This is a genomic window from Bacillus paramycoides (assembly GCF_001884235.1).
In the GTDB taxonomy this organism is placed as follows: Bacteria; Bacillota; Bacilli; order Bacillales; family Bacillaceae_G; genus Bacillus_A; species Bacillus_A paramycoides.
Genome location: NZ_MAOI01000123.1, coordinates 293,819 through 315,136 on the forward strand (window position 1 = coordinate 293,819; position 21,318 = coordinate 315,136).

The 21,318-nt window shown below is 33.2% G+C and carries 21 protein-coding genes, 2 other RNA genes and 1 riboswitch; of the genes, 3 read left to right on the forward strand and 20 right to left on the reverse strand.

The annotated features are described in order from the left end of the window. Window positions 1-71: 71 nt before the first annotated feature. The 14 genes from BAU28_RS26790 to BAU28_RS26855 all read right to left on the reverse strand — a co-directional run bounded on the left by BAU28_RS26790 (window position 72) and on the right by BAU28_RS26855 (window position 12,848). The gene (locus BAU28_RS26790) at window positions 72-1,124 is read right to left on the reverse strand and encodes a glycosyltransferase family 4 protein (RefSeq protein WP_071720972.1); all 1,053 of its coding nucleotides are present in this window, start codon (window positions 1,122-1,124) and stop codon (window positions 72-74) included. Further along, window positions 1,121-1,921, reverse strand: a complete 801-nt coding sequence (locus BAU28_RS26795) for a glycosyltransferase family 2 protein (protein WP_071720974.1) — start codon at window positions 1,919-1,921, stop codon at window positions 1,121-1,123. Before BAU28_RS26795 ends, BAU28_RS26790 begins: the two co-directional genes overlap by 4 nt. Next, window positions 1,896-3,110, reverse strand: coding sequence for an O-antigen ligase family protein (locus BAU28_RS26800; protein WP_071720976.1), 1,215 nt, complete (start codon window positions 3,108-3,110; stop codon window positions 1,896-1,898). Before BAU28_RS26800 ends, BAU28_RS26795 begins: the two co-directional genes overlap by 26 nt. A 3-nt stretch (window positions 3,111-3,113) precedes the next feature. Continuing rightward, window positions 3,114-4,550 carry an oligosaccharide flippase family protein gene (locus BAU28_RS26805; RefSeq protein WP_071720978.1) on the reverse strand — a complete coding sequence of 479 codons (1,437 nt, stop codon included), beginning with the start codon at window positions 4,548-4,550 and terminating at the stop codon, window positions 3,114-3,116. 62 nt (window positions 4,551-4,612) lie between these two features. Next, window positions 4,613-5,251 carry a sugar transferase gene (locus tag BAU28_RS26810; RefSeq protein WP_071720981.1) on the reverse strand — a complete coding sequence of 213 codons (639 nt, stop codon included), beginning with the start codon at window positions 5,249-5,251 and terminating at the stop codon, window positions 4,613-4,615. Window positions 5,252-5,269: 18 nt separating this feature from the next. Then, window positions 5,270-5,890 (reverse strand): CpsD/CapB family tyrosine-protein kinase, encoded by a 621-nt coding sequence (locus BAU28_RS26815; protein WP_071720983.1) that lies wholly within the window; start codon window positions 5,888-5,890, stop codon window positions 5,270-5,272. Further along, the gene (locus BAU28_RS26820) at window positions 5,877-6,620 is read right to left on the reverse strand and encodes a YveK family protein (RefSeq protein WP_071720985.1); all 744 of its coding nucleotides are present in this window, start codon (window positions 6,618-6,620) and stop codon (window positions 5,877-5,879) included. The genes BAU28_RS26815 and BAU28_RS26820 overlap by 14 nt, the downstream gene beginning before the upstream one ends. Beyond that, on the reverse strand, window positions 6,621-7,814 hold the full coding sequence (locus BAU28_RS26825) for an acyltransferase family protein (protein WP_071720987.1): 1,194 nt from the start codon (window positions 7,812-7,814) through the stop codon (window positions 6,621-6,623). 333 nt (window positions 7,815-8,147) lie between these two features. Further along, window positions 8,148-8,288 carry an FbpB family small basic protein gene (locus BAU28_RS26830; RefSeq protein ID WP_071720988.1) on the reverse strand — a complete coding sequence of 47 codons (141 nt, stop codon included), beginning with the start codon at window positions 8,286-8,288 and terminating at the stop codon, window positions 8,148-8,150. Between the two features lie 186 nt (window positions 8,289-8,474). Next, complete coding sequence (locus tag BAU28_RS26835; protein ID WP_002171218.1) at window positions 8,475-9,341, reverse strand: 5'-3' exonuclease; 867 nt, start codon at window positions 9,339-9,341, stop codon at window positions 8,475-8,477. Window positions 9,342-9,475: 134 nt separating this feature from the next. Beyond that, window positions 9,476-10,201, reverse strand: coding sequence for a P-type ATPase actuator domain-containing protein (locus BAU28_RS26840; RefSeq protein WP_071720990.1), 726 nt, complete (start codon window positions 10,199-10,201; stop codon window positions 9,476-9,478). Window positions 10,202-10,549: 348 nt separating this feature from the next. Continuing rightward, window positions 10,550-10,715, reverse strand: a riboswitch (M-box (ykoK) riboswitch). 199 nt (window positions 10,716-10,914) lie between these two features. Continuing rightward, window positions 10,915-11,301: a DUF350 domain-containing protein gene (locus BAU28_RS26845; protein WP_025147182.1), complete on the reverse strand. Its 387-nt coding sequence runs from the start codon at window positions 11,299-11,301 to the stop codon at window positions 10,915-10,917. After that, window positions 11,298-12,533 (reverse strand): glutathionylspermidine synthase family protein, encoded by a 1,236-nt coding sequence (locus BAU28_RS26850; RefSeq protein ID WP_071720992.1) that lies wholly within the window; start codon window positions 12,531-12,533, stop codon window positions 11,298-11,300. The genes BAU28_RS26845 and BAU28_RS26850 overlap by 4 nt, the downstream gene beginning before the upstream one ends. A 3-nt stretch (window positions 12,534-12,536) precedes the next feature. After that, a complete protein-coding gene (locus BAU28_RS26855) occupies window positions 12,537-12,848 on the reverse strand; it encodes a hypothetical protein (protein ID WP_071720994.1) in 312 nt (103 codons plus the stop codon). Between the two features lie 83 nt (window positions 12,849-12,931). On the opposite strand from BAU28_RS26855, the gene BAU28_RS26860 reads away from it, so the two are divergent. Next, on the forward strand, window positions 12,932-13,381 hold the full coding sequence (locus BAU28_RS26860; RefSeq protein ID WP_071720996.1) for a hypothetical protein: 450 nt from the start codon (window positions 12,932-12,934) through the stop codon (window positions 13,379-13,381). A 54-nt stretch (window positions 13,382-13,435) separates the two neighbouring features. Here BAU28_RS26860 and ssrS (BAU28_RS26865) read toward each other — a convergent pair. The 5 genes from ssrS (BAU28_RS26865) to BAU28_RS26885 form a co-directional block, all read right to left on the reverse strand. Beyond that, window positions 13,436-13,619: non-coding RNA, 6S RNA (gene ssrS / locus BAU28_RS26865), on the reverse strand. A gap of 21 nt (window positions 13,620-13,640) precedes the next feature. After that, window positions 13,641-13,823, reverse strand: a non-coding RNA gene (ssrS, locus tag BAU28_RS26870) — 6S RNA. A 116-nt stretch (window positions 13,824-13,939) separates the two neighbouring features. Beyond that, window positions 13,940-14,773 (reverse strand): sulfurtransferase, encoded by an 834-nt coding sequence (locus tag BAU28_RS26875; protein WP_071720998.1) that lies wholly within the window; start codon window positions 14,771-14,773, stop codon window positions 13,940-13,942. Window positions 14,774-14,775: 2 nt separating this feature from the next. Next, window positions 14,776-15,048, reverse strand: a complete 273-nt coding sequence (locus tag BAU28_RS26880; RefSeq protein WP_071720999.1) for a DUF2533 family protein — start codon at window positions 15,046-15,048, stop codon at window positions 14,776-14,778. Between the two features lie 28 nt (window positions 15,049-15,076). Beyond that, on the reverse strand, window positions 15,077-15,538 hold the full coding sequence (locus BAU28_RS26885) for a GNAT family N-acetyltransferase (RefSeq protein ID WP_048373244.1): 462 nt from the start codon (window positions 15,536-15,538) through the stop codon (window positions 15,077-15,079). Between the two features lie 71 nt (window positions 15,539-15,609). Here BAU28_RS26885 and BAU28_RS26890 point away from each other — a divergent pair, with 71 nt between their 5' ends. After that, on the forward strand, window positions 15,610-15,864 hold the full coding sequence (locus tag BAU28_RS26890) for a DUF3931 domain-containing protein (protein ID WP_000369740.1): 255 nt from the start codon (window positions 15,610-15,612) through the stop codon (window positions 15,862-15,864). Between the two features lie 3 nt (window positions 15,865-15,867). Here the strand turns inward: BAU28_RS26890 and BAU28_RS26895 are convergent, their stop codons facing one another. Further along, on the reverse strand, window positions 15,868-19,527 hold the full coding sequence (locus tag BAU28_RS26895) for a dynamin family protein (protein ID WP_071721001.1): 3,660 nt from the start codon (window positions 19,525-19,527) through the stop codon (window positions 15,868-15,870). Between the two features lie 575 nt (window positions 19,528-20,102). Here BAU28_RS26895 and BAU28_RS26900 point away from each other — a divergent pair. After that, on the forward strand, window positions 20,103-21,266 hold the full coding sequence (locus tag BAU28_RS26900; protein ID WP_048373238.1) for a DUF418 domain-containing protein: 1,164 nt from the start codon (window positions 20,103-20,105) through the stop codon (window positions 21,264-21,266). Window positions 21,267-21,318 lie beyond the last annotated feature (52 nt).

Consider the following 21,318-nt stretch of genomic DNA (forward strand, 5'->3'; position numbering starts at 1 on the left):
GCTCTTTTCATATCATATGCTGTTTTCTTCTTAAAAGTTTCTGTAATAAAAAAAACAAACGACCTCTACGGTCATTTGTTTAATTCATATATACCTTTCGTTTCTTCTACCATTTTAGTTAACGAGAAATATACTTCTGCTTTTTCTCGTGCGTTCACTCTAATATCATTCACCTTTTCTTCATTTCCCTGTAATTCCTTAAGTGCATCTGCAAATAAATAGTCACAATATTCAGGTATCAATACACCCGATTCTCCATCTATTACCGCTTCATTTATTCCTCCGACATCTATCGAAACAATTGGTGTTCCGGTAGCCATCGCTTCAATTACTACCATTGGAAACACTTCACGAAAAGATAATAAAAGTAACGCATCCATATTTCCGATAAACTCATGTGGCTCTGAAATATTCCCTAGCATCTTTACACTTTGTTGCAAACCATATTTTTCTATTTCTCCCATAATAGATTCTTTCTCTGGTCCATCACCAGCAATGTAAAACAAAAAATCTTTTCTCGTTCTCAACACATTTGCAATTTTAACAAATAGTTGATGGTTTTTTTCCTTTGATAATCTTGCTAATATACCTATCTTATAAACAGATTCTTTCTTTTTCTGTTGGAATAAAAATTTTTCAATATCCACACCATTATAAATTGTTCTTATCTTTTCTTCAGCTACACGAATTGAAATTAAATTATTCTTTTCAAACTCACTTACTGTAATAATATTATTCACATATTCATTCATGAAGTAACGAAAGACCCTTGGTATTTTCTTTTCTAATATGGTTACATTATGTTTCGTATACACGACTTTTATCTTTCTTTTAATAAACTTTTGAAGTATGAAAGCATACAATACCATTCGCAAACTATTCGCATGAATGATATCTATCTTTCGTTTATAAATTTCTTTTCGTAAGTAATATATATTTCTTAAATGATTCGATCGACTAAGTAAAATAAAATTTTCTTTTCTAGCAAGAGATTGATATAATTCCCCATCGCCTGCAGCTGTATAAATTGTAAAACTCTCGCATTGTAAATTATTTTCTAATTTACAAAAGTAACTCTCGGCTCCCCCAGTTATCAACTTATCTGTCATCAACAATATATTCATAATCTTGTCTTCTCCATTACATTAATTTTATTTTTTCTATAAGCATGATAAGCATACTTACTAAAATAAAAGAAAGTTTGCACTAAATTAAGAGGTTTTTGCGCTCTTAATAACTTCCAATAACGGAAAGCCGCTCTTATTTTATTTCTTGAAACGGAATTTGTAACAATTCGATATTTTGCTAACATTTGCTGTATCCCATTCGCTTCATATCCTTTATATAACAATTCTAGCCATAACGCTGTATCTTCAGGTTGTACGCTAGGCATTTCAATATAAGGGACTTTCTCACGATCAATCATCACCGTTAGACACCCAATAATTGTATTTCCCATTAAATAATGATAATCAACAGATTTCGGTACGTTCACCTCTCTATTCAGATCATTACCATTTTCATCTATTAAACTATAAGAGGTATACGAAAACGCAACATTTGTTTCTTCCATAAATAACAATTGCGTCTGCAATTTATTCGGTAGCCAAATATCGTCACTATCTAAAAAGGCAATATATCTTCCTCTCGCTTCTTTAATCGCCATATTTCGAGCTTTAGCAGCACCCATATTTTCATTTAATGATAATAACCGAATTCGTGAATCCCTTTCTATCATCTCTTTAATCTTTACAGCTGAGTGGTCCGTTGAAGCATCATCAACGATAAGCATTTCCCAATTTTCATAAGATTGACTCTGCACAGATGTGATTGTCTCACCTATAAAACGTAGACTATTATAAGAAGGTGTTATTATAGAAACTCGAGGCGTCTCGTTATGTACTGATAGACACTTTACCATCTATCGTTCCCCTTCCTTCATATATTGAAATGTATTTCATAACAACTGCTAAAAATAGAAAGAAAGCTTCGTTAATAATAAGTGACAATGACATCATCTGAAATAAAAATGCAATCATAGTCAATAAAAGATATGGCTTTTCACGGAACAAGTTATACTTAGTCAACTTCACCATTAGAATACATAAAAAAGCACTGTATAAAAGGAAACCAATTGTACCCGATTCAGATAAAATTTCTAAAAATGTATTGTGCACATATAGTTTTTCATTGAACTGATACTCATAATAATTCGAAAAATTAAACGCACCGATACCGATATATGGATTAGATAAAAAATATTTGAAAGCAGCTTCCCATAGTGTAAATCTGCCACTCCCATTATCGTGCGAAAAATCAGAAATCCGATTATTCAATATATCATCTAGTTCTCCACCCATTAATACATTCGATAAACTAAAAACAATAACACTAAACAATACTAAACCCATTATTAGTTTTACTTTTTTAGCAAAACTGGACATGCATACATATACAAAAATGACGAGTACAATCGCTAAAATACCACCTCTTGAAAAGGTTAATAAACTCGTTGTAACACATAGAATCAATCCTATTAGATTGGTTATATTATTTAAATTAGTCATATAATACATAAAAAATATTGTATTATAAAAAATAAAAATATTGGGATCATCTAATAATCCGATTAATCTTGGATACCCTCTATCTACTAATAATCCAGCATAAACCTCTCTCTCTTCTCCGCCATGTAATCCAAAATGTTGTAATCCGACTATATAGAGTATGAGACTCACAATATTAAATATTAATCCTACATAGACAATGGCTGACTCGAGTACTACTATTTCGGTGTTACCCAATAAATTCCTCATAATAAAATAACACCCTAAAACAAGTAATACGCCAAAAATCATACGAATACTAGCGCTTAAATATATAGAAAGAATGCCACTTAAACAATAGATGAAATAAAACAGCAAAAATACAACTTCATGAAAATATAGCTTTCGAATATAAAAATCTTTAATTGTTAAACAAAAATAAATGACTAGAAAAATCATGTATATCTTTAAAGAAAATCCGATATATATGTTGTATTTACTTAGCATTACAAACAAGATTAGAAGAAAAATCCATTTCATCGAAATTTGCATATTATTTTCCATAGGCTATATCCCCTGCTTCGTAATATAATCCTTTTCTCGTGTTTTTCTTATAAATGAAAGAATAAGTTTTTTTAACTCATAATCATATAGGAATATACCAACTACTACGATAAACGTATGAAGTACAAGTGCAATCAAATTGTACGTATGCAACATATATTGCACTCCTATAAAAGTTATGCCAAAGTAAATTGTATAAGGGATTACTATTTGAAATGCAATTTTTTTCTTCACTACACTTACTGTTATATACCCAACTAAGGCCACTATCTCAAATAAAACCATAGCATAAGCTGCTCCTATAACTCCCCAAATACTACTGAAGCTATATAGCATAATCCCACCAATTACTAGAGCAACACACTGCACGGCAGTTCTTTTTTTTTGACCCCCACTCGTTGTTAAACCATCAGCGATAGCAATATTTATACTTTGTAACACAATAAGGAAAGATAATATTTGAAGTGGCTTTACTGCATTACTCCATTCCTCATGAAAAAATATAGAAATAAAATATGGCGCTAAATTATATAAGCCTATCGTCATACATATGCCCACAACTGCCATTGATTTCATTTGAAGCATATTTAATTTCGTATGCTCTTCTAAATTATTTTGGTTATAATGTTTAAAGAGCACCGGGAAAAACGCTCCTGCAATTACCCCCGGCACTTGGTATAAAGCTGCTGGCATCCGATAAGCAACCGCGAAAACACCTACCATACCTAATGACAATGTATAGTTGAGTAAAATAGGTGCTAATTGTGGCGTACTCATTATTAAAAACCCACTTACAATAAAAGGTGTTAATTGCCAAAATAATCCTTTGTGAACTATTACTTTCATATTCATATTCGTTTTTCTTCTCATTACGTAAAAACTAAATAAACCACCGATCATATAACCAAAACCATATAAGCGAGCCGTTATATACACTGGTAATTCTCCGAAAATGCAAAAGCATGTAATTATAATAACAACTGATGCTGATACAACTTTAATTAGTGCTATATATTTCATACGTTCCATAAGCTGAAAATAGGCAATCCCTATATTTTGCCATGTGAGGCCTATTAACATCAGAAACATTACGTTTAACATCATATAAATTAAATCCTTATCATCGTACACATAATGAATAGTTATATAACCAATTACAGAAATAAAAATAAGAAGAAGCATCCTTATTTTTATGTATGAAGATACAATCTTCCCTAAATCTACTCCTTCCTTTGCTCCTTCTCGAAGAAATGTATTACTAAGTCCTAAATCTGTAAAAAATAACATAACAAACGTTAATGCTATCGCAACACTAAACATCCCATAATTTTGTGCATTAAAAAAGTTGGCTAAAGCAATTAAGCTAATGGCTTGAAGAAGATTAGCTAAAATCGTACTATAAAATAGATGTACAATATTATTTAGAATGGATCTACCCATACCAGTTCTCCTTTGCATGTAACCTACCTATATTTGTATACAATTATATTTACTATGTTTTTTTATCTTGCACCATTCCCATTCAATACAATAAAAACTGTCTTACATAAAATACGAATATCCATCCTAATCGTTTTCAATTCCACATATTCCATATCAAACTTCAACTTTTCTCTCGGATCAAGATTATATCCTCCATTTATTTGTGCCCATCCTGTTAGCCCTGGTTTCACTAATAAACGGTTCTTGAATTCTGGAATATTAGCTTCAAATTTTTTATAAAAATACTCTCTCTCTGGTCTAGGGCCAACAAAAGACATATCACCTTTTAAAATATTTATAAGTTGTGGTAATTCATCAATTCTCGTTTTTCTTATAAACAATCCAACCTTTGTAATTCTTGGATCATTTTCGTTTGCCCATTGCGGTCCGTTCTTTTCAGCATCCTTTACCATCGACCTTAATTTAAATAAATTAAACTTCTTTCCGTTTATTCCTAAGCGCTCTTGAAAATAGATTGGAGCCCCAGGTGTTTCTAAAGCAATCAAAATACAAAAGAACAACATAAGTGGTAACATTATTAGTAACAATATGAGTGAAAATATTACATCAAACAAGCGTTTTACACTTCGATTCAAAATGCTATTCTTTTCTTGAGCCGGAATAGTATACAACTTAGCTTGATTTGTTTCACGAATCATGGATCGTTACCCCCAAATTCAAGAATATAAAACTATACCTAGCAATTCACATTCTTTCCGCTTTATGTCCGCGATTACTTTTTGTACTGCACTCAATGAATCTTTTCGTTTTTTGACTGCCAAAATTACTCCATCACATTTCTCCGCAATAAAATGCGTAACAGGAAGCTCAAACACTTCAGATGAATAAAAGAAAATGTAATCAAACTCTTCTTTCCACTTATCTATTACATTATCAAATTCATCCATAGCAACTAAGGGCGTTCCAATATGTACAGTCTTTTTTGCAGGAATACAATATAAGTATTCAGAAAGATCACTAGAAAAAGATTCATAATTTAAGGTAGAAGAGCTTATTATATCGTTTACTGTTGTCATATGATTACTTTGTAACAATAGATGCAGCTTAGGATCAGAAAAATTCACATCGACAAGTAACACTTTTTTCTTCATTTCCGCAAAAACTAATCCCATATTTACTATTAGTAAAGCAACAGCGCCTCTATCCTTAGTCGAACTAACTGTGAATACTTGTTTTCCCGATTTTTTCAACTCATGATATACAGTATAAAATTGCTCTTTCATTACAGCATCATGCGGATCGAACTTCAGCTGTTTCTTTCTCTTAAACATCGACATGTTCACCTCCATATATAGATGATTGCGTTTCAACTTCTGTAGATTTTCTCTTTCTTTTTGGCTCCATATTTATGTGACCAATAACAGAGACTGTTGTTATTTTCTCTAAATCTTGTTCCACATATATACGCTCATCAAAATAATCCCGAAGTACAGCTAAACCAATGCCAACAAAAAAACTAACAATTAAAGAGATAGGAATAATAAGTTGTAATTTCGGAAACAATTTCTCCGCTTTTTCCTGTAAATCTGGACTAATTAATATTTTTACGCCCTGTACATTCGTATACTGTTGAAAGCTTTTTTGAGATTGTTCTGCCAATGTCTTTACAATCTCTTTAACGACTTGAGGATCTGAATCTTTTACTGTTACAGTAACAATTTGCGAGTTGTCCGTATTCACCACCGAAATTTTTTGTGCTAATTCATAACTTGATTGTTCTAATTTTAAAGTGTTTTTTACTGTCGAAATAATTAGTGGACTTTTTAAAATATCAACAAACGATGTTACGAGTTGCTTATTTTCTTGTGTTTTATTCGCTGTATTTTCCTTATTAAACTCATCTAAATTCCCAACAAGGATTTGCGCTGAATATTGATACGAAGGCTTTAGCACATACATAGAAATAAGAACTAGAGAAACGGTTAAACAACACATCGTCAAAATAATCGTTACGAATCTTCTTTTCAATAACTGTTGAAAATCTTTTATACTCATTTCTTGCCTCAATTATTTCACCGCCTTTGTCTGAATAACGTCCTGCAAGTCATTTTCTACAGATAACTCTTTCTTATCTCTATCCGCTCGCTTTGTTACATACTTTCCGACCCTAAATGCAAATTTTTCTACAAATACATACGAAATCGTTGCAAGTATAAACGACATAATAAGCGACATAATTAAAACAATAGGTAATGGTACTGTTTCATGGAGCATGTATATAAGGGAAAATAAAGATATAGTATGGTATAAATAAAGACTGTAAGAAATCTTCCCCAAATATAACAAGTATTTATTATGCAGCAAAGATGACAAAGTTGATACTGACAAGCTTAATATGACAAATAGACATGCACTTATCGCTACTGCGTAGTCTCGAAATACGAAATTATTGAGCACATTAATTTCTCCAATAATCCCTTCATACATATAAAGAAAAACCGCTAATAAAAACCATAAAATTTTCTTGTTTTTGGTACAATTACTAAAAAACATTATTAAATGTTTTTTATACTTCGCAACTTGCGCTCCAAATAAAAACAGTACTGTGTAATACAACGTTAATGCATAGCTTGTCAATGTTAAACCAGAGTGAAATAAAAATAATATTACGACAGAACATATACTAAAACTAAACAAGCATAATAATGAATACCAAATTGTTTTTCGTAAACATATCATTAAAACTAACGGAAAAATTATTGATATTCGCATTTCATGTACAAGTGACCAAATCACACTGTTATATGCATCTGTATTATATTTCCCGATCAATAAAACATGTTGTGCTATTAAGCTTAAAGAGCTTTCAATCGTCCATGAGCGATTAAACCATTCACTTAAATAAGAAATACCATATTCACTTATTGTAGTCTGGCATATAATAGCTATAATTATTGCTACAATATATGGAATATATATTCTGCATATACGTTTTAAAAGGTATGATCCATAGCTACTATAGTTTTTTCGAATGGATTCATACAAAACAAATCCACTCAAAACAAAAAAGATAATAACAGATTCGTTACCACTACTAAAAATAAGACGAGCAGGCGTTTCTCTTAATAGATATACAACAAATGGTTTATTATCTTCATAACTGTAATTTTGATATGCTGAGAAAATCATTAGATGATGTCCAATCATTACTAAAAATGAAGAAATTCCCCTTATAGAATCCAGTTCTTCATACCTCTTCATCGTTTTACATCAACTCCTAATGAAATGATGATAATAATCATTTCAAAGCGACATCTTTATTCATATTCCTCTCCCTTCTTTTCATTCCATTTTTTCATATTAAAATGATTTTATATTATAAATTTGAGTGTATTGTAACATTTTTTGTAATATTTTGAATAGAAAATCCCAATAATTGGTATATACCAATTTCAACCTCGAAAAATGGGAAATATTGATAGAAAAACACCATAAATATACCTTGCATATTTATTAAATCTATAAAGGAAATAGATTTTTTTGAATATAAAATAAAAAAAGATAGCCTTTATAGACTATCTTTTTTTATTTTATTTAATTATTGGAGCCACTATATGCTACATGGCGTTTCTCAATCCGTTCTTCAATCTCTCTCATATTTTCTTTATTAGTTAGTAGGGATTGTTTATTTTCTATTAATAATTGTTTAAAGGATTTTCTCACTTTTTTTCGCATTTTCATTTTCCTCCTTGGGGGATGGTTTATATAAAAGATAAGGAATTATCTGTGTGTTCTTATAATAATTGATTGTTGTGAAATCTATTTGAACTTCATATGAAAACCGAGTTTATTTTCTGACAACTTTGTGAACAAAAAAGAAAGGTAGATCAAAAATATATTTGATCTACCTTTCTATACTCTTTAAAGCATATTAATTAATATTTCAGGTCTTCCCCAATTCATTTCGTTGCAAACGAATCGTAGCTTTTCTTCATCCATTGTGTGTAACCCTTCTTCTAACGAGCATGTAATTGGAACTTCACAATGAATTTGCGCTAATTGTAAAGAGATATTTAAGTTCTCCAAATCACTTTCAATTTTTGTGCGCTGCGCTTTTGTTAATGATGCTATATTTTCTAGTACAGCTGATACTGTTCCGTGTTCTTGAATAAGCTTATACGCTGTTTTTTCACCAATACCTTTTACACCCGGATAATTATCACTTGTATCTCCCATGAAAGCTTTCGCATGAACAATTTGCCAAGGTTCTACACCTTTCTCTTCCATGATTTTCTCTGGTGTGTAATACTCGTAATTTCCAATTCCTTTACGAAGAAGCATAACTGTAACATTCGTATCAACAAGTTGAAGTAAATCTGTATCACCTGTCAAAATATAAACTTCCGCTTCATTGCAATATTGCTTTGCAAGCGTACCGATACAATCATCCGCTTCGTAACCTTTCATACCGATGACAGGCATAGATAATTTCGCAGTCATTTCTTGCACTAAATCAAATTGCGGAATTAATTCCTCTGGCGGTGCTGCACGATTCGCTTTATAATTCGAGAACGATTCCGTTCTAAATGTCGTACTTCCCATATCCCAGCACGTTACAATGTGCGTTGGTTTGATTGCTTGTGTTGCTGTTAATAAATGCTTCATATAACCATGAATCCCATTCGTCGGGGTACCATCTTGTCGTTTCATAAATTGTCCATAGACACTTGTTGCGTAAAAAGCACGAAATAATAGTGCCATACCATCAACTAACAATACTTTTTTCATAATTCCTCTCCTACTAACAAAAAATAATAACCTCACGTTATCACGTAAGGTTATATAAATAGATTACCATTCTACGTTTTTGTTCAACTTTGTCTATTATACATTGTTTTTGTATATTTAGCATCATTAACACCTTAAGACGTTCTACCACAACAAGTATGAAGTATTCCTGAATACGTATTTTTACCTGTTGAAACAACGACAGCCTTTGCATTGCCACCAACAATATACGTACCTTTGAAACAAACATTTTCAAGCTCCAGTGGATTATAGTCTTTCATCCGTTTTAATGGAATAAATCGTTTACGTTCAATATGATAGCAACTTTCAAATTTCTCAATACTCGCATCGTTTCCTGTCAGCACAGATTCATTTACTAATAAATCATTTGCATAAATAATACGTACATCTGCCGGTACTGTATCACCTTCGGAAAGAAAGATCATATCTCCAGGTACAAGCTCTTGTACTGGTAGCTTCATCATTTTCAATTCATTGTTTAGCCCTGTTACGTTACAGCCTGCTACTCGAGAAACAGTAACTGTTTCACATTGTAATTCATCATTCACATTTTGTTTTGAAAGACCTGGAATCATTCCACTTAGCTTTATCATCACTTCTGCAAGAAGCGCTCTTTTTGAAATTAATTCATTTCGACCGTATACTTGAATACGTTTCTGTGCTTCTTTCACAGATAATCCGTCTCTTGTTGTTTTAAAATACGCAAATACAGATTTTACATCTCTTGTTGCAATTTCAATTAATAAATCTTTATTTTTTTGGAGCATTGTTTGTTCTTTCATTGATTTTTTACTTGGTTTATATGACGTGTTACCCACAGTTTTATTTGCATATAACATATTATCGTCTCCTCCTTTATAACATAGGAAGAAACGCTTTGTTTCTCGATTTATCCACTTTATCGTGAAAGTGTCTAGCGCTTAACTACTCGAATAAACGCTACATTATGATAAATATAGAGGGAGGAACAAGTCGTTTCCTGCCTACATCATATAATTTTGCTTTGAAGTATATGGGTAACGGAACCGAGTCAGAATTTGACATGTTCCTCACCTCCTCGTTTATTTTATAGTTATAATCTATACTATGAAATTACTCATAGCTTGGTAACAAAAAAGACCCCACTCATAAGAGAGCAAAGGTCATTACATGCACAAATAAACGATTCCTAATATAATTAGAAATCTATGGACCTCTCCCTCGTCGAGTTTTAGCACTGTATAGCATAGGTACATTACCAGCTACGTTAAGAAAAACCTTAATTCGATCATTCCTGTTGACCCATTGGCGTCTCTCGACATTTTTGGGCAGTAGCATTTCTCTATACAGGAGCCTCACCTAACAGAGACTTATTTTAATTACATAGAAAATGTTACTCTTATTTAAAATAGATGTCAACACTTTGTATGGAAACTTTTCCTTATTACAACAACTAACTCTAATGTAGTACGGTAATATACATCACATTCATCCTTCGACTATTTAAATTAATCGAACATATTTTTCAAGAATTAGCGAACAATAAAAGCCTTACGTTTTAAACGTAAGGCTTTTAATATGTTACACAGCCAGCAATTACAATTCCAATTGAAAGTGATAAAAACATAAGGAAAAGACCGACTGCCTGATTATCTTCTTCCAGACTCTTACTAATATTGAAACGTGGTGTAAGCCATTCCGCTAAATAATAGACAACAATTTGTGCTAAAATCCCAACTGCTCCCCATGACACCATATCAAGAAGTGAAATAGAATTAGCAGCCGTTGAATATAAAACGATAGCAAGACCAAGTAATCTTCCTCCAAGTACGTAGCTTACCGCTTTATTCCCTTGAGCCATTAACTTAAATTCCTTCACTTTCGTTGTCACCTCCATAAGAAAAAGACCGATACATAAAAGTACAAGTGATACTGCTAAGTATAGTAAAAAATTAATCATTTATTTTCCTCCTTCTTAATACCTACCGGTAAATAATACGATTCATTTCCCGTAATTTTTTCTCCGGCACGTATACCGATGCTACTCGTTTTTCCAGCAATTAAAAATGACCCAAACACATACGATAGTTTTTCAATCCCTTTTTCAGTTTCCAAAAATACTATTGGAAGGTCTATATATTTTTGAAATATAGGAAGTGACGATTTATACGTTTGATGTACATTTCGAATCATAATGTTTGTATCCTTATCACGAATAGTAATCGTATCACCCTCCCTACCGAACGATGGCTTTTGAACGAAAGAATCTTTCCCTAAAAACAAATTTGGTTCTAAATATGTAGGTAGCATATATTCTGTAATCCACTGTTGTTCCTCTCTCGTATAAAAAGCACCTTCTTCTGCTAATCCCCAAATAAGACATTGAATTGATTTAGGCTGTAGTAAAAATGCTGATACAGGATTTATAATAAAAAGCTTCTCTTCCTTTACAAGTTGTAAAAGTTCTACTCCTACTAAATCCCCTGATTCAGGATCTTGATCCTCAATCAAATCTTCAATTGGATACGTTTGGCGATACAGAACATCAATTGGCATTCCATCTCCGTCCACTAAAGCATCATCTGTAATTCTAAGCTCTGACATTGACATCACTTTATTTTCAACATGACATAGTTGACTCAAATACATAGTCGTATTCCAATCTTCTATATGTTCATGATGAGCTGTAAAAACGACATTTGGATTTTGTATTCCTTTTGCAGCTTCCATTACGGCTTTTGTAATACCAGAAGAAAGTAAACGCTCTTGATTTATATTCGGATCAGCATAGCCTAACTGTTCGCAAACTTTCCCATTCATTTGAAAGCATTCCATAATAAAAGTTGGCGTATCACTATTAAACTCAAGCATTTTAATACGATTATCTTCTGTTAAGGCAAAATCAAATCGTGAAATAACAGATTCAGGATACATACCCTTCATTCTAATAAAAGGCAAGCTTGCCGATGGAAAACCAAGTTCAAGAAGCTGTTCATTAGATAATTCTCGTAGAAGTCTAGCAGTCTTAAAAAATATTTTCCCCATTCGTTCAGTTGCTAATTGTAGCTGTTTCATAGTTTGTTCTGTTATCGGACAAACATGAAACAAACTATACTCACCACCATATAAATCCGACCAGAAATGCGGATAATTTGAATAAAATCTTTTTCGTTTCTTTATGTATTGTGACATCTTTTATCCTCCAAATCCGCCCTTTGAACCACTTCCAATTCCACCTTTAAATTCTGCCGAAGATTGATAAGATTTAAATTCTGATGAATTTTTGAAAGTGGATTTATTTTGATAGTATTTACCACCGTAAAAGTAATGTCCACGATACCCTGAACTACTATCATCACACTGCCAAACACCAAGTTCATCATCCCAATCCCAATCAGAACAACTATTATCATTCGGTTCGGCAGGAACATCTTGCGCGCAGCCAAATAGGGTCCCCGTCATTAATGACGTCAAGACACTACCTACAAGCCATTTCGTTTTTGTCACCCTTGAACTCCCCTTTTTAAATTATATTTCTATTATATAAGAAGCCATGATAAAGTAGAAGAAAAAGGAAGAAGAGGGATAAAATGCGATTAGAATATCGACTCAATGATGAAACTAACGGGTATCCTGCTTTATGGAACTACGTAAATATTTCTAATTCTGAAATTATCGCGCGTATGACTTGTGAATATTTTATAAAAGATAGAAATACATATGTCGTTACTGCAACTTCGGTAGATCCAGACGGAACAGTAGCGCTATATGTACAAAAAGAAGCTTTTTTCAACGACCCTTCAGATTCTACATACTCGCACATTGGTTTTGAAATTAGGGAACTAAAGGAAACAAGCTCAATTATGATAGAAAGTAAAGATGTGTGGAATTACGAGGAAATCTTACCCTTTCTCCATTCAGATATTATATACATCCAAAGAGATGGAAGACATATGGAATTCACCCTAGATTCAAGAGAAATTGATGAAGACCGCAAGTGCTATATTTATTATGGAAATTTCACAGGTGAATCGAGATAAGATGTACATATTTATTCAACAAAAAAACCTTACGTATAAAACGTAAGGTTTTTATATAGCCCCACATATGCCGTTATCTATAGATGTCCATAAACCTGCTCTCACAGGTGGATGTTCTCACAAATGTTTGTAACTTCCTTCTTAAAAAGATGGCCTGCTATCTACATTTAAATATTGAACTTCCGTATTATACTTATTGGTTTAAGACATACACAAGCTACGTACACCGTAGGAATTTTATATGATGTTAGTTGAAATAAGACCCCCGCACGTGCCGTCCCTCGTAAATGTCCAAAAACCCGCTACTCGCAGGTGGATGCCCTCACAGTTACCGTATATCTTCCTCCACAAGGAAGGCTTGATAATGGTCGCTAAATATTGAGCTTCCGTATAACTAACATCGGTTTTAGACATAAATAAGTTACGTACACCGCAGGATGTATTATTTACTTGTCGTTATATTATCACATTGTTTCCAATGTGTAAAATATAATATTTTTCAAGCAATCTCTTGCTTGTGACCTTATTTTAATACAAATTATTTTTGCATGCAAGTGATTAATCTTCTTCTTTTGCAATTTGATTTTCTGGATAAGAAATCCAATCACTCCAGCTACCTGCATACAATTTAACATTTTGAAAACCAGCTAATTTTAATGCAACTATGTTCGGACATGCTGTAACACCAGAGCCGCAATATACAATTGTTTCCTTATCTTTCGAAAGATTTTTGAAACGTTCTTGTTGCTGGGCTTCATGTTTAAATTGTCCTGATTCTAGAATTCCATCCTTCCAAAAACAGTTTACTGCTGTCGGAATATGTCCTGCCTTCGGATCAACAAGCTCTTCTACACCAGCATAACGTTTTGGCTCTCTAGAATCAATTAACGTAATATCTGCACCTGCATGAATGTTCTCTTTGACCGTTTCCATCGTTACAAGCATATTATCTTGTATGTTTGCTTTGAATGTTTTTCGTGCAACAATTGGAATTTCCGTTGTTGTATGTAATCCATTCTCTTTCCAAGTAGGAAAACCGCCATCTAGTATATATACTTTCTCATGTCCTACATAGTTTAATAACCACCATAAACGAGAAGCATTTGCCCCAGCTTGACTATCATATGCAATCACTGTCGTATGTTCATCAATCCCCGCTTTTGAAAGCTTGTCCGCAAACTGCTCTACATTTGGTAATGGATGACGACCACCATGCTCAATTACAGGACTTGATAAATCTAAATTTAAATCAAAATATAATGCATGTGGAATATGTTCTTCCTCATACTTCTCTTTACCCCAATTTGGATTCGCTAAATCAAAACGACAATCGATTATACGGACATGTTCATCTTCTAAATGCTCACGCAACCATTCGACTGTAACAATCATCCTTAACGCCCTTCTTTCTCTTGCGTGCGATCTACATACTCCATAACCATTTCTGCTGTAACAAGTTTACGCTGCGGTGCAACGCCGCGTTTTGCAAGGTCATTAATTTGCTTTGTTACCATATTTATTGCATCAACTGAGAAATGTTTTCCATTTGATGCAAGTGCGATTGCAGCCTCTATTGCTGCTTCACGTTGCGCATCTAATTGCAAAAATGTTTTTACAATTTCATTTTGTTTACGAGAATGTGCTGTAATTGCTTTATGTACTTCCATCTTCTCTTTCCCCCTAAATAATTTATACTTATTTGTTTAATTCCATTGCAAGCCGAATCATATCACGACATACAATTCCATTTTCAATAATCTCTTCTTCATAATGCTTCGAAAAGTAATCAAAATCAATAGAAAAAATCCGAAATCCACATTTTTGATATAACGCAAGTTGTGAAACGCTAGAATTACCTGTACCAACTTCAAGCTTGTACATATTATATTCTTTAGCAGTTTCTATTGCATGCAACAATAACTTCTTACCAATACCTTTTCCTTGCATATGTTCTACAATCGCAATATTCATAAGTTCCATTGTCTTTGGTCTTGTTTCCAAAAGCACATATACACCGATAACTCTTTCCTCTTGTTTAGCTATATACATAAGTCCTCTTTGCACATATGCATCAATTTGACGTTCACTTGGATCAGCAAGGAGCAATAAAGATTTCGGTATAGCTTCTTTCGAAATACGCTCTATTACAACAGACATAAAAATTCTCCCTTCTCTATTGTTCTAATCCCTCCTTGTCTACCATAAGTAATAGAAAGGAGGGATTCACCATGGACAACAATGAGAAAAAATGCAACGTCATCTCCATTGATGGAAAGAAAAAGAAGAGCGACACATATTCCTATCCAAAATTAGTAGTAGAAAACAAAACATATGAATTTTCTTCATTCGTCTTATGCGGTGAAACACCAGACGGCAGACGATTAGTTCTTACCCATATGATTTCTACTGATGAATTTGCAGGGTTCGTAAAATCTCTAGATACTGTACTACAAAAGAAAATTGAACGAATCTTTTTTTCATAACGACTATATAATATAAATTTCTTTTTCAATTTCTACTAACTGCTTTTGTAGTTGCTCTTTACTTTGTTCATATAGTGTTACATCAATTGTTTCAGCTAAAGCGAATAATATACTTTCATAATAATTCTCAATATCTTGCTGCATCACTTTTTGGAATAAGTTCCATTTTGCATCCCACTCTCGCTTATAATGATGAACGAATAATCCTTCTTCATCAGCTACATAGTTTGATACGAAAGGTTCTAGCACTCCTTTAGCGTCTTCTTGCATAAAAGCTTTATCATTTTTTTCAAAAAAGCTTTTCTCATTTTTAAAATGCGCTAATGCCTTTTTGAAATCCTTAATTTCTATTGAAGGAAACGGCTCTTTATGTGTAATAACCTTATATTCATAATCCACTGTTCCACTCATAGAAATCGATTCATTTTCTACTTTGCAGTTCACAACAATTTCATCCTTTGCACGCTTCATCGCTTCATCTATCCATTTTTCAAGACGTAATGATGTCGCACGCATTTCTTGTAATAAATCATGTTGAATAAATGAAACTAATTCCATTACACACTGTTGCAACTGTGCTTTTACATTCCCATCTGTTCGAAGCGACGCCGGATTAATAAATTCAGTAAACACATCGTTATAGCGTAAAAATAGACGTTGTTGCACGTAATAAAGCAATTCTTTCACTTCATTTTGCATTGCTTGCTCTTCAGCAAGTACACTATATGATGAAATAATATGAAGTAGCTGATCACGCTCTGCTTCATATTTTTTTGTTTGCTTCTCCTTCTCATCATTTCCCTGCTTCGCGCCATTTATCATATTTACAAGAAGCTGATTTGCACCTTGCAATGCTCCGTATAAAGCATGCACAGACACAAGCATTAAATCCCTCATCATAAAGGACGTAAATGATTCTTCAAACTTAGCAATCCCAGAGTTTTGTAAAATACCATACTTTTCTTTTTCAATACTTTTCCCTTGTTTTTCTTCAAGCGCACATAAACTTGAAATTGCAAATAAACGTGGATTTCTAATACCGTATTGTAAAAGCTGATCCGCAATATAACCTTTTACCATTTCAAGTTCTTCTTCAGATTGTGCTAAATCGGCTGCATTAATTAGGAAGAACATTTTATCAAGTGCAAACGTATCCTTTACACGACCAAGCTGGATTAAAAACTCACGATCTGCACGAGAGAAAACATGATTATAGTATGTTACAAATAAAATAGCATCCGCATTTTTAATATACTGGAATGCAACATCCGTATGGCGGGCGTTAATAGAATCAGCTCCTGGTGTATCTACAAGAGCTACTCCTTGCCTTGTTAAAGCACAATCGTAATAAAGCTCCATATACTCAACAAAACATGATTTTTCTTCATTAGCTACATAATCAGAGAACTCTTCTAACGTGACTTGTACTTGTTCCCCTAAATGAGTAGCAACTGCCTCATATCCTTTTTGTACCGCTCGTAAAAAGCTAAATGTTGTTTTTTGCTTCCCGCTTGGTGAAGGGTATTTCATAATTTTATCAATTTGTATTAACGCTTCTTCTAGCGTAGCAATTTCATAATGAAACATTTTATAAACAGCTTTCATATCTTCTAATAGCGCTTGCTCGGACTTAAACTGAACAATTACCGTTCCATGCGGCTTTTCTTTTGTAACCGGCAAAATTTGATTAATTGTTGCTGTCGTTGGATTTGGTGATACAGGAAGTACCTTTTCACCAAGTAATGCATTGGCAAATGATGATTTCCCTGCACTAAAAGCTCCAAATAACGCTACTGTAAATTGCTTCGTTTCCACGCGCTGTCTTTTACTAACTACTTCTTGCTGTAAATGTTTAAGTGTAGGCAATGGATCTAATATTGTTTCAGCCTTCTTCACTTTTTCTAGTATGCGCTGGATATTTAATGTTGCCGTTCCTTTAATCTCTTCCTCCCTAGCCGTTATGTTATCATTTATGCTTTCTTGCTCTTGTAGAGTAAACTTCTCACTAACGATTTGTTTTTCACTTTGTAATATTTCGTCTATTCGCAATCCATCTGGTGTAGAAACACGTTCATACCAAACATCTTGTAAATAGCCCTCATATTTCTCATACGTCTGAATGTATTGTAATTTCGTTTCTTTCGCCGTTTGTAACATCGTGTATTTTTCAATTTCTTCTTCAATACGAGCAATTTCTATCTTCACTTTCTTCTGCAGTGCACCCGTACTTTTTTCAAAAATTTGCTGAGATTTCATAAAGTATCTTTTCTTCAACTCATTTGCAACATCAGCAGTATAAAGAAGTAAGTAATCGCCTGTAAATCCAGCCCCTTGTTTAATTGTTTCAGCCAACACTTCTGGTCCGAAAGCAATTTCTAAAGCATATATGTCTTTCCCGATTTCCTCTGTAAATAACCCTTCTTCTTTTAAGAAGGCTACAATAAATTCTTTCACATGAAAATCAAGTTGCGTTTCAACAGTCTTTTGAAGAGCAAAATAAAAAGCATCTACACGTCTCTGTTTTTCTTGCTCCGTCTTTCCTTTCGCAAATAACAAACCAACTTTAAACTTCGTTAATTTCGTTTCTAAATACTCATTCGCCAGCTCTCTCATTTCAAATGGCATTAAATACGCGTTATCTAATATAGCTTGTAAACCTTTTATAAATTCATTTCTCACATCAGATTCTTTACTAACCGTGCGATGTTTATTTTCAGTTAACTCTTCCTTTTTTTCAACTATCTCTGAAAGTGACAGTGGTGATGTTAACTCTTCTTCATATTTCATGAGATGTTTTTCATTTTCAGAAAGAATGAACGAGCAATGTTCTTGCAGTAAATGTTCTGTTTCTCGCTCCATTCCCTTTCTTACATACTGCTCTTTTTCTTTCATAATAGAAGAGATTAATGTCTCTAAACTTTGAATCTCATTGTATGGATGATTCATCATTCGCAATGATGTATAAAAAATACCATCTACTTCAATATCCCAGTTAGAAAAGGATTGTTTTACACTATCTCTATAATCTTCAAACGATAGTTCATTTTCTTTATGTTTATCTATTTGGTTTACAACGAGATAAACCGTTTTATTACGTTGTTTCAATTCTTTAACAAACTGTAAGTTCACTTCTGATTGGACATGATTATAATCCATCATATAAAAAATAACGTCTGCAAGATGCAAAGTTGATTCTGTTGCTAATTGGTGGGCATCATCCGTAGAATCAATTCCTGGTGTATCAACTAACATAACCCCATCAGGAATTGGCGCATCATTTCGATAAATATGGACACCAATTACTTCATCACCATCTTTACAAATTTGTTTTAATTCTTCTGCTGAATATGCACCGTCATATTCATACTGTTCTCCAGACTTAATCGTTACAACAACGCGATCAGATCCTCTTTCAATTTTAACGACGTTAGCACTCGTTGGAATCGGGCTTGTCGGTAATAATTGCGCTTTATATAGGTGATTCATCATTGTCGATTTCCCCGCAGAAAAATGACCACAGAAAGCTATCATAAGCTGTTCTTGTTTATATTTTTGAATCACCTCAAACAATTTCAAACTATTTTCCGTATCGCCGTGTTTTTGCCACTCTTCATAAAAACAAACAAGTTTTTTCATACCGTTTGTCTGTACTATGTTTGTCATCCCCTTGTTCCCCTTTATCCAAGATGTATATACTTTATCCCACTATTTACGGGCAGTAAAAGCCCAATTGATGTGGGCTATTAATCAGCAGGAGATGAACCTCCTCACTGATTAAAGTTTCACTTTATTATCATACTAAATTTTCAGCATATTCTCATCAAAAATAAAAAATCCCTTTCATTCTTTTTAAAAATGAAAGGGATTTTATGTCATATCGTTCATTTTGTTGTTCCTACTCCATTTAATACATACTTTGTAACACCAACATATATAGCAACCGTTCCTGCAACAAGTGCATATACCATATTAACACACCAACCTTTTTGATAATGATTATCACTTTTGAATATATTTTATCATTAAAGAGAATCATTATCAACAATTTTCTAAAAAAGAAAGCTCCTTCGGGAAAAGGAGCTTTACTGCCTGTTTTAAAGAAGTTTAAAACTTGTTGTGCACTCTTATTATATCTCATAATACACATCTTAACAGTTTTAAAAATTGGAAATCTCCCCTAGCTCCGCCATCTTACATTTTGTATAATAAAAGGGAATTACTTATCAAGGAGGAAAATAATGACACAAAATCTTTCACAAGGCGATAGGATACACTCCATCGATATTATTAGAGGCATAGCTGTACTTGGTATTTTTCTTGTTAACTGGCCAGTTATCGCTGGTGTTGACTCTCGAGACATTTCAGGCGTTTACGAGGGATTAGATAGCTATATTCGCTTATTTTATGACATGTTTATTCAAACGAAATTTTATACTATTTTTTCATTTTTATTTGGATTAGGTTTCTATATCTTTATGAATCGTGCTGAGGCGAAAACAGATCGTCCGAAAACTTTATTTGTTCGCCGCCTGCTCATTTTATTACTATTTGGTTTCTTGCATTACGTTCTTTTATGGGACGGAGACATCCTACATAGTTATGCCATCGCTGGATTTTTCTTATTCTTATTTTATAAGAGAGAGCCTCGTACTATTTTAATATGGGCTTTAGTTTTACTAAGTGTTTTTCAATTTTTCATGCTAATCGCTAGTATAGTGGTTGCCTTAGTACCAAAGGCAGAGTTAGGATTTTCCTTACCGATCATGCCACTTGAAGATTGGATGTCACAAATACAAAATCGTTTCCATGCATTTTATTCTGAAGGAATTGGACTAAATGTATTCATGCTCCCAGAAACAGTTGGGCTATTTTTACTCGGTTTATACGCTGGCAAAAAAGATATTTTCCGCCGCACGAAAGAGTTAGATCCAAAACTTAAAAAGTGGCAAATCATTATGTTCATTTTGACATTACCAATGTGGTTCTTCATGGTCCGTTACTTCTTATCAAAACCATCTTATGAACCATTTTATATGCAAGCCTTTACAATGTTTAGCGGAAAAACATTATTTATCTTCTACATTTTCACACTGATGCGCTTATTACAAAAAGAAAGATGGCAAAAAATATTACGCCCGTTCCAATATGTCGGACGAATGGCATTAACAAACTATATTTCACATACAATTATTACGTTAATTGTATTCGGCTTAATTTTGAAAAATTATTATCCTGCTCCATTATGGGTTGGACCACTATTTTGCATCGGGTTCTACACATTACAAATCTTTGTTAGCCATTGGTGGCTTTCTCGTTACCAATACGGGCCACTTGAATATATATGGCGCTTAGGTACGTACGGAAAGATGATGCCACTTAAAAAGAAAAGCAAGGTCTCATAATGAGACCTTGCTTTTTTACGCTTCTCTTACTGCACTTTGCATAGAGACTGGC

Bases quoted from the DNA above. Each gene is read 5' to 3' on its own strand.
- BAU28_RS26790 (WP_071720972.1), bottom strand. From the start codon at position 1,124: ATGAATATATTGTTGATGACAGATAAGTTGATAACTGGGGGAGCCGAG.
- BAU28_RS26795 (WP_071720974.1), bottom strand. From the start codon at position 1,921: ATGGTAAAGTGTCTATCAGTACATAACGAGACGCCTCGAGTTTCTATA.
- BAU28_RS26800 (WP_071720976.1), bottom strand. From the start codon at position 3,110: ATGGAAAATAATATGCAAATTTCGATGAAATGGATTTTTCTTCTAATC.
- BAU28_RS26805 (WP_071720978.1), bottom strand. From the start codon at position 4,550: ATGGGTAGATCCATTCTAAATAATATTGTACATCTATTTTATAGTACG.
- BAU28_RS26810 (WP_071720981.1), bottom strand. From the start codon at position 5,251: ATGATTCGTGAAACAAATCAAGCTAAGTTGTATACTATTCCGGCTCAA.
- BAU28_RS26815 (WP_071720983.1), bottom strand. From the start codon at position 5,890: ATGTCGATGTTTAAGAGAAAGAAACAGCTGAAGTTCGATCCGCATGAT.
- BAU28_RS26825 (WP_071720987.1), bottom strand. From the start codon at position 7,814: ATGAAGAGGTATGAAGAACTGGATTCTATAAGGGGAATTTCTTCATTT.
- BAU28_RS26830 (WP_071720988.1), bottom strand. From the start codon at position 8,288: ATGCGAAAAAAAGTGAGAAAATCCTTTAAACAATTATTAATAGAAAAT.
- BAU28_RS26835 (WP_002171218.1), bottom strand. From the start codon at position 9,341: ATGAAAAAAGTATTGTTAGTTGATGGTATGGCACTATTATTTCGTGCT.
- BAU28_RS26840 (WP_071720990.1), bottom strand. From the start codon at position 10,201: ATGTTATATGCAAATAAAACTGTGGGTAACACGTCATATAAACCAAGT.
- BAU28_RS26845 (WP_025147182.1), bottom strand. From the start codon at position 11,301: ATGATTAATTTTTTACTATACTTAGCAGTATCACTTGTACTTTTATGT.
- BAU28_RS26850 (WP_071720992.1), bottom strand. From the start codon at position 12,533: ATGTCACAATACATAAAGAAACGAAAAAGATTTTATTCAAATTATCCG.
- BAU28_RS26860 (WP_071720996.1), top strand. From the start codon at position 12,932: ATGCGATTAGAATATCGACTCAATGATGAAACTAACGGGTATCCTGCT.
- BAU28_RS26875 (WP_071720998.1), bottom strand. From the start codon at position 14,773: ATGATTGTTACAGTCGAATGGTTGCGTGAGCATTTAGAAGATGAACAT.
- BAU28_RS26880 (WP_071720999.1), bottom strand. From the start codon at position 15,048: ATGGAAGTACATAAAGCAATTACAGCACATTCTCGTAAACAAAATGAA.
- BAU28_RS26885 (WP_048373244.1), bottom strand. From the start codon at position 15,538: ATGTCTGTTGTAATAGAGCGTATTTCGAAAGAAGCTATACCGAAATCT.
- BAU28_RS26890 (WP_000369740.1), top strand. From the start codon at position 15,610: ATGGACAACAATGAGAAAAAATGCAACGTCATCTCCATTGATGGAAAG.
- BAU28_RS26895 (WP_071721001.1), bottom strand. From the start codon at position 19,527: ATGACAAACATAGTACAGACAAACGGTATGAAAAAACTTGTTTGTTTT.
- BAU28_RS26900 (WP_048373238.1), top strand. From the start codon at position 20,103: ATGACACAAAATCTTTCACAAGGCGATAGGATACACTCCATCGATATT.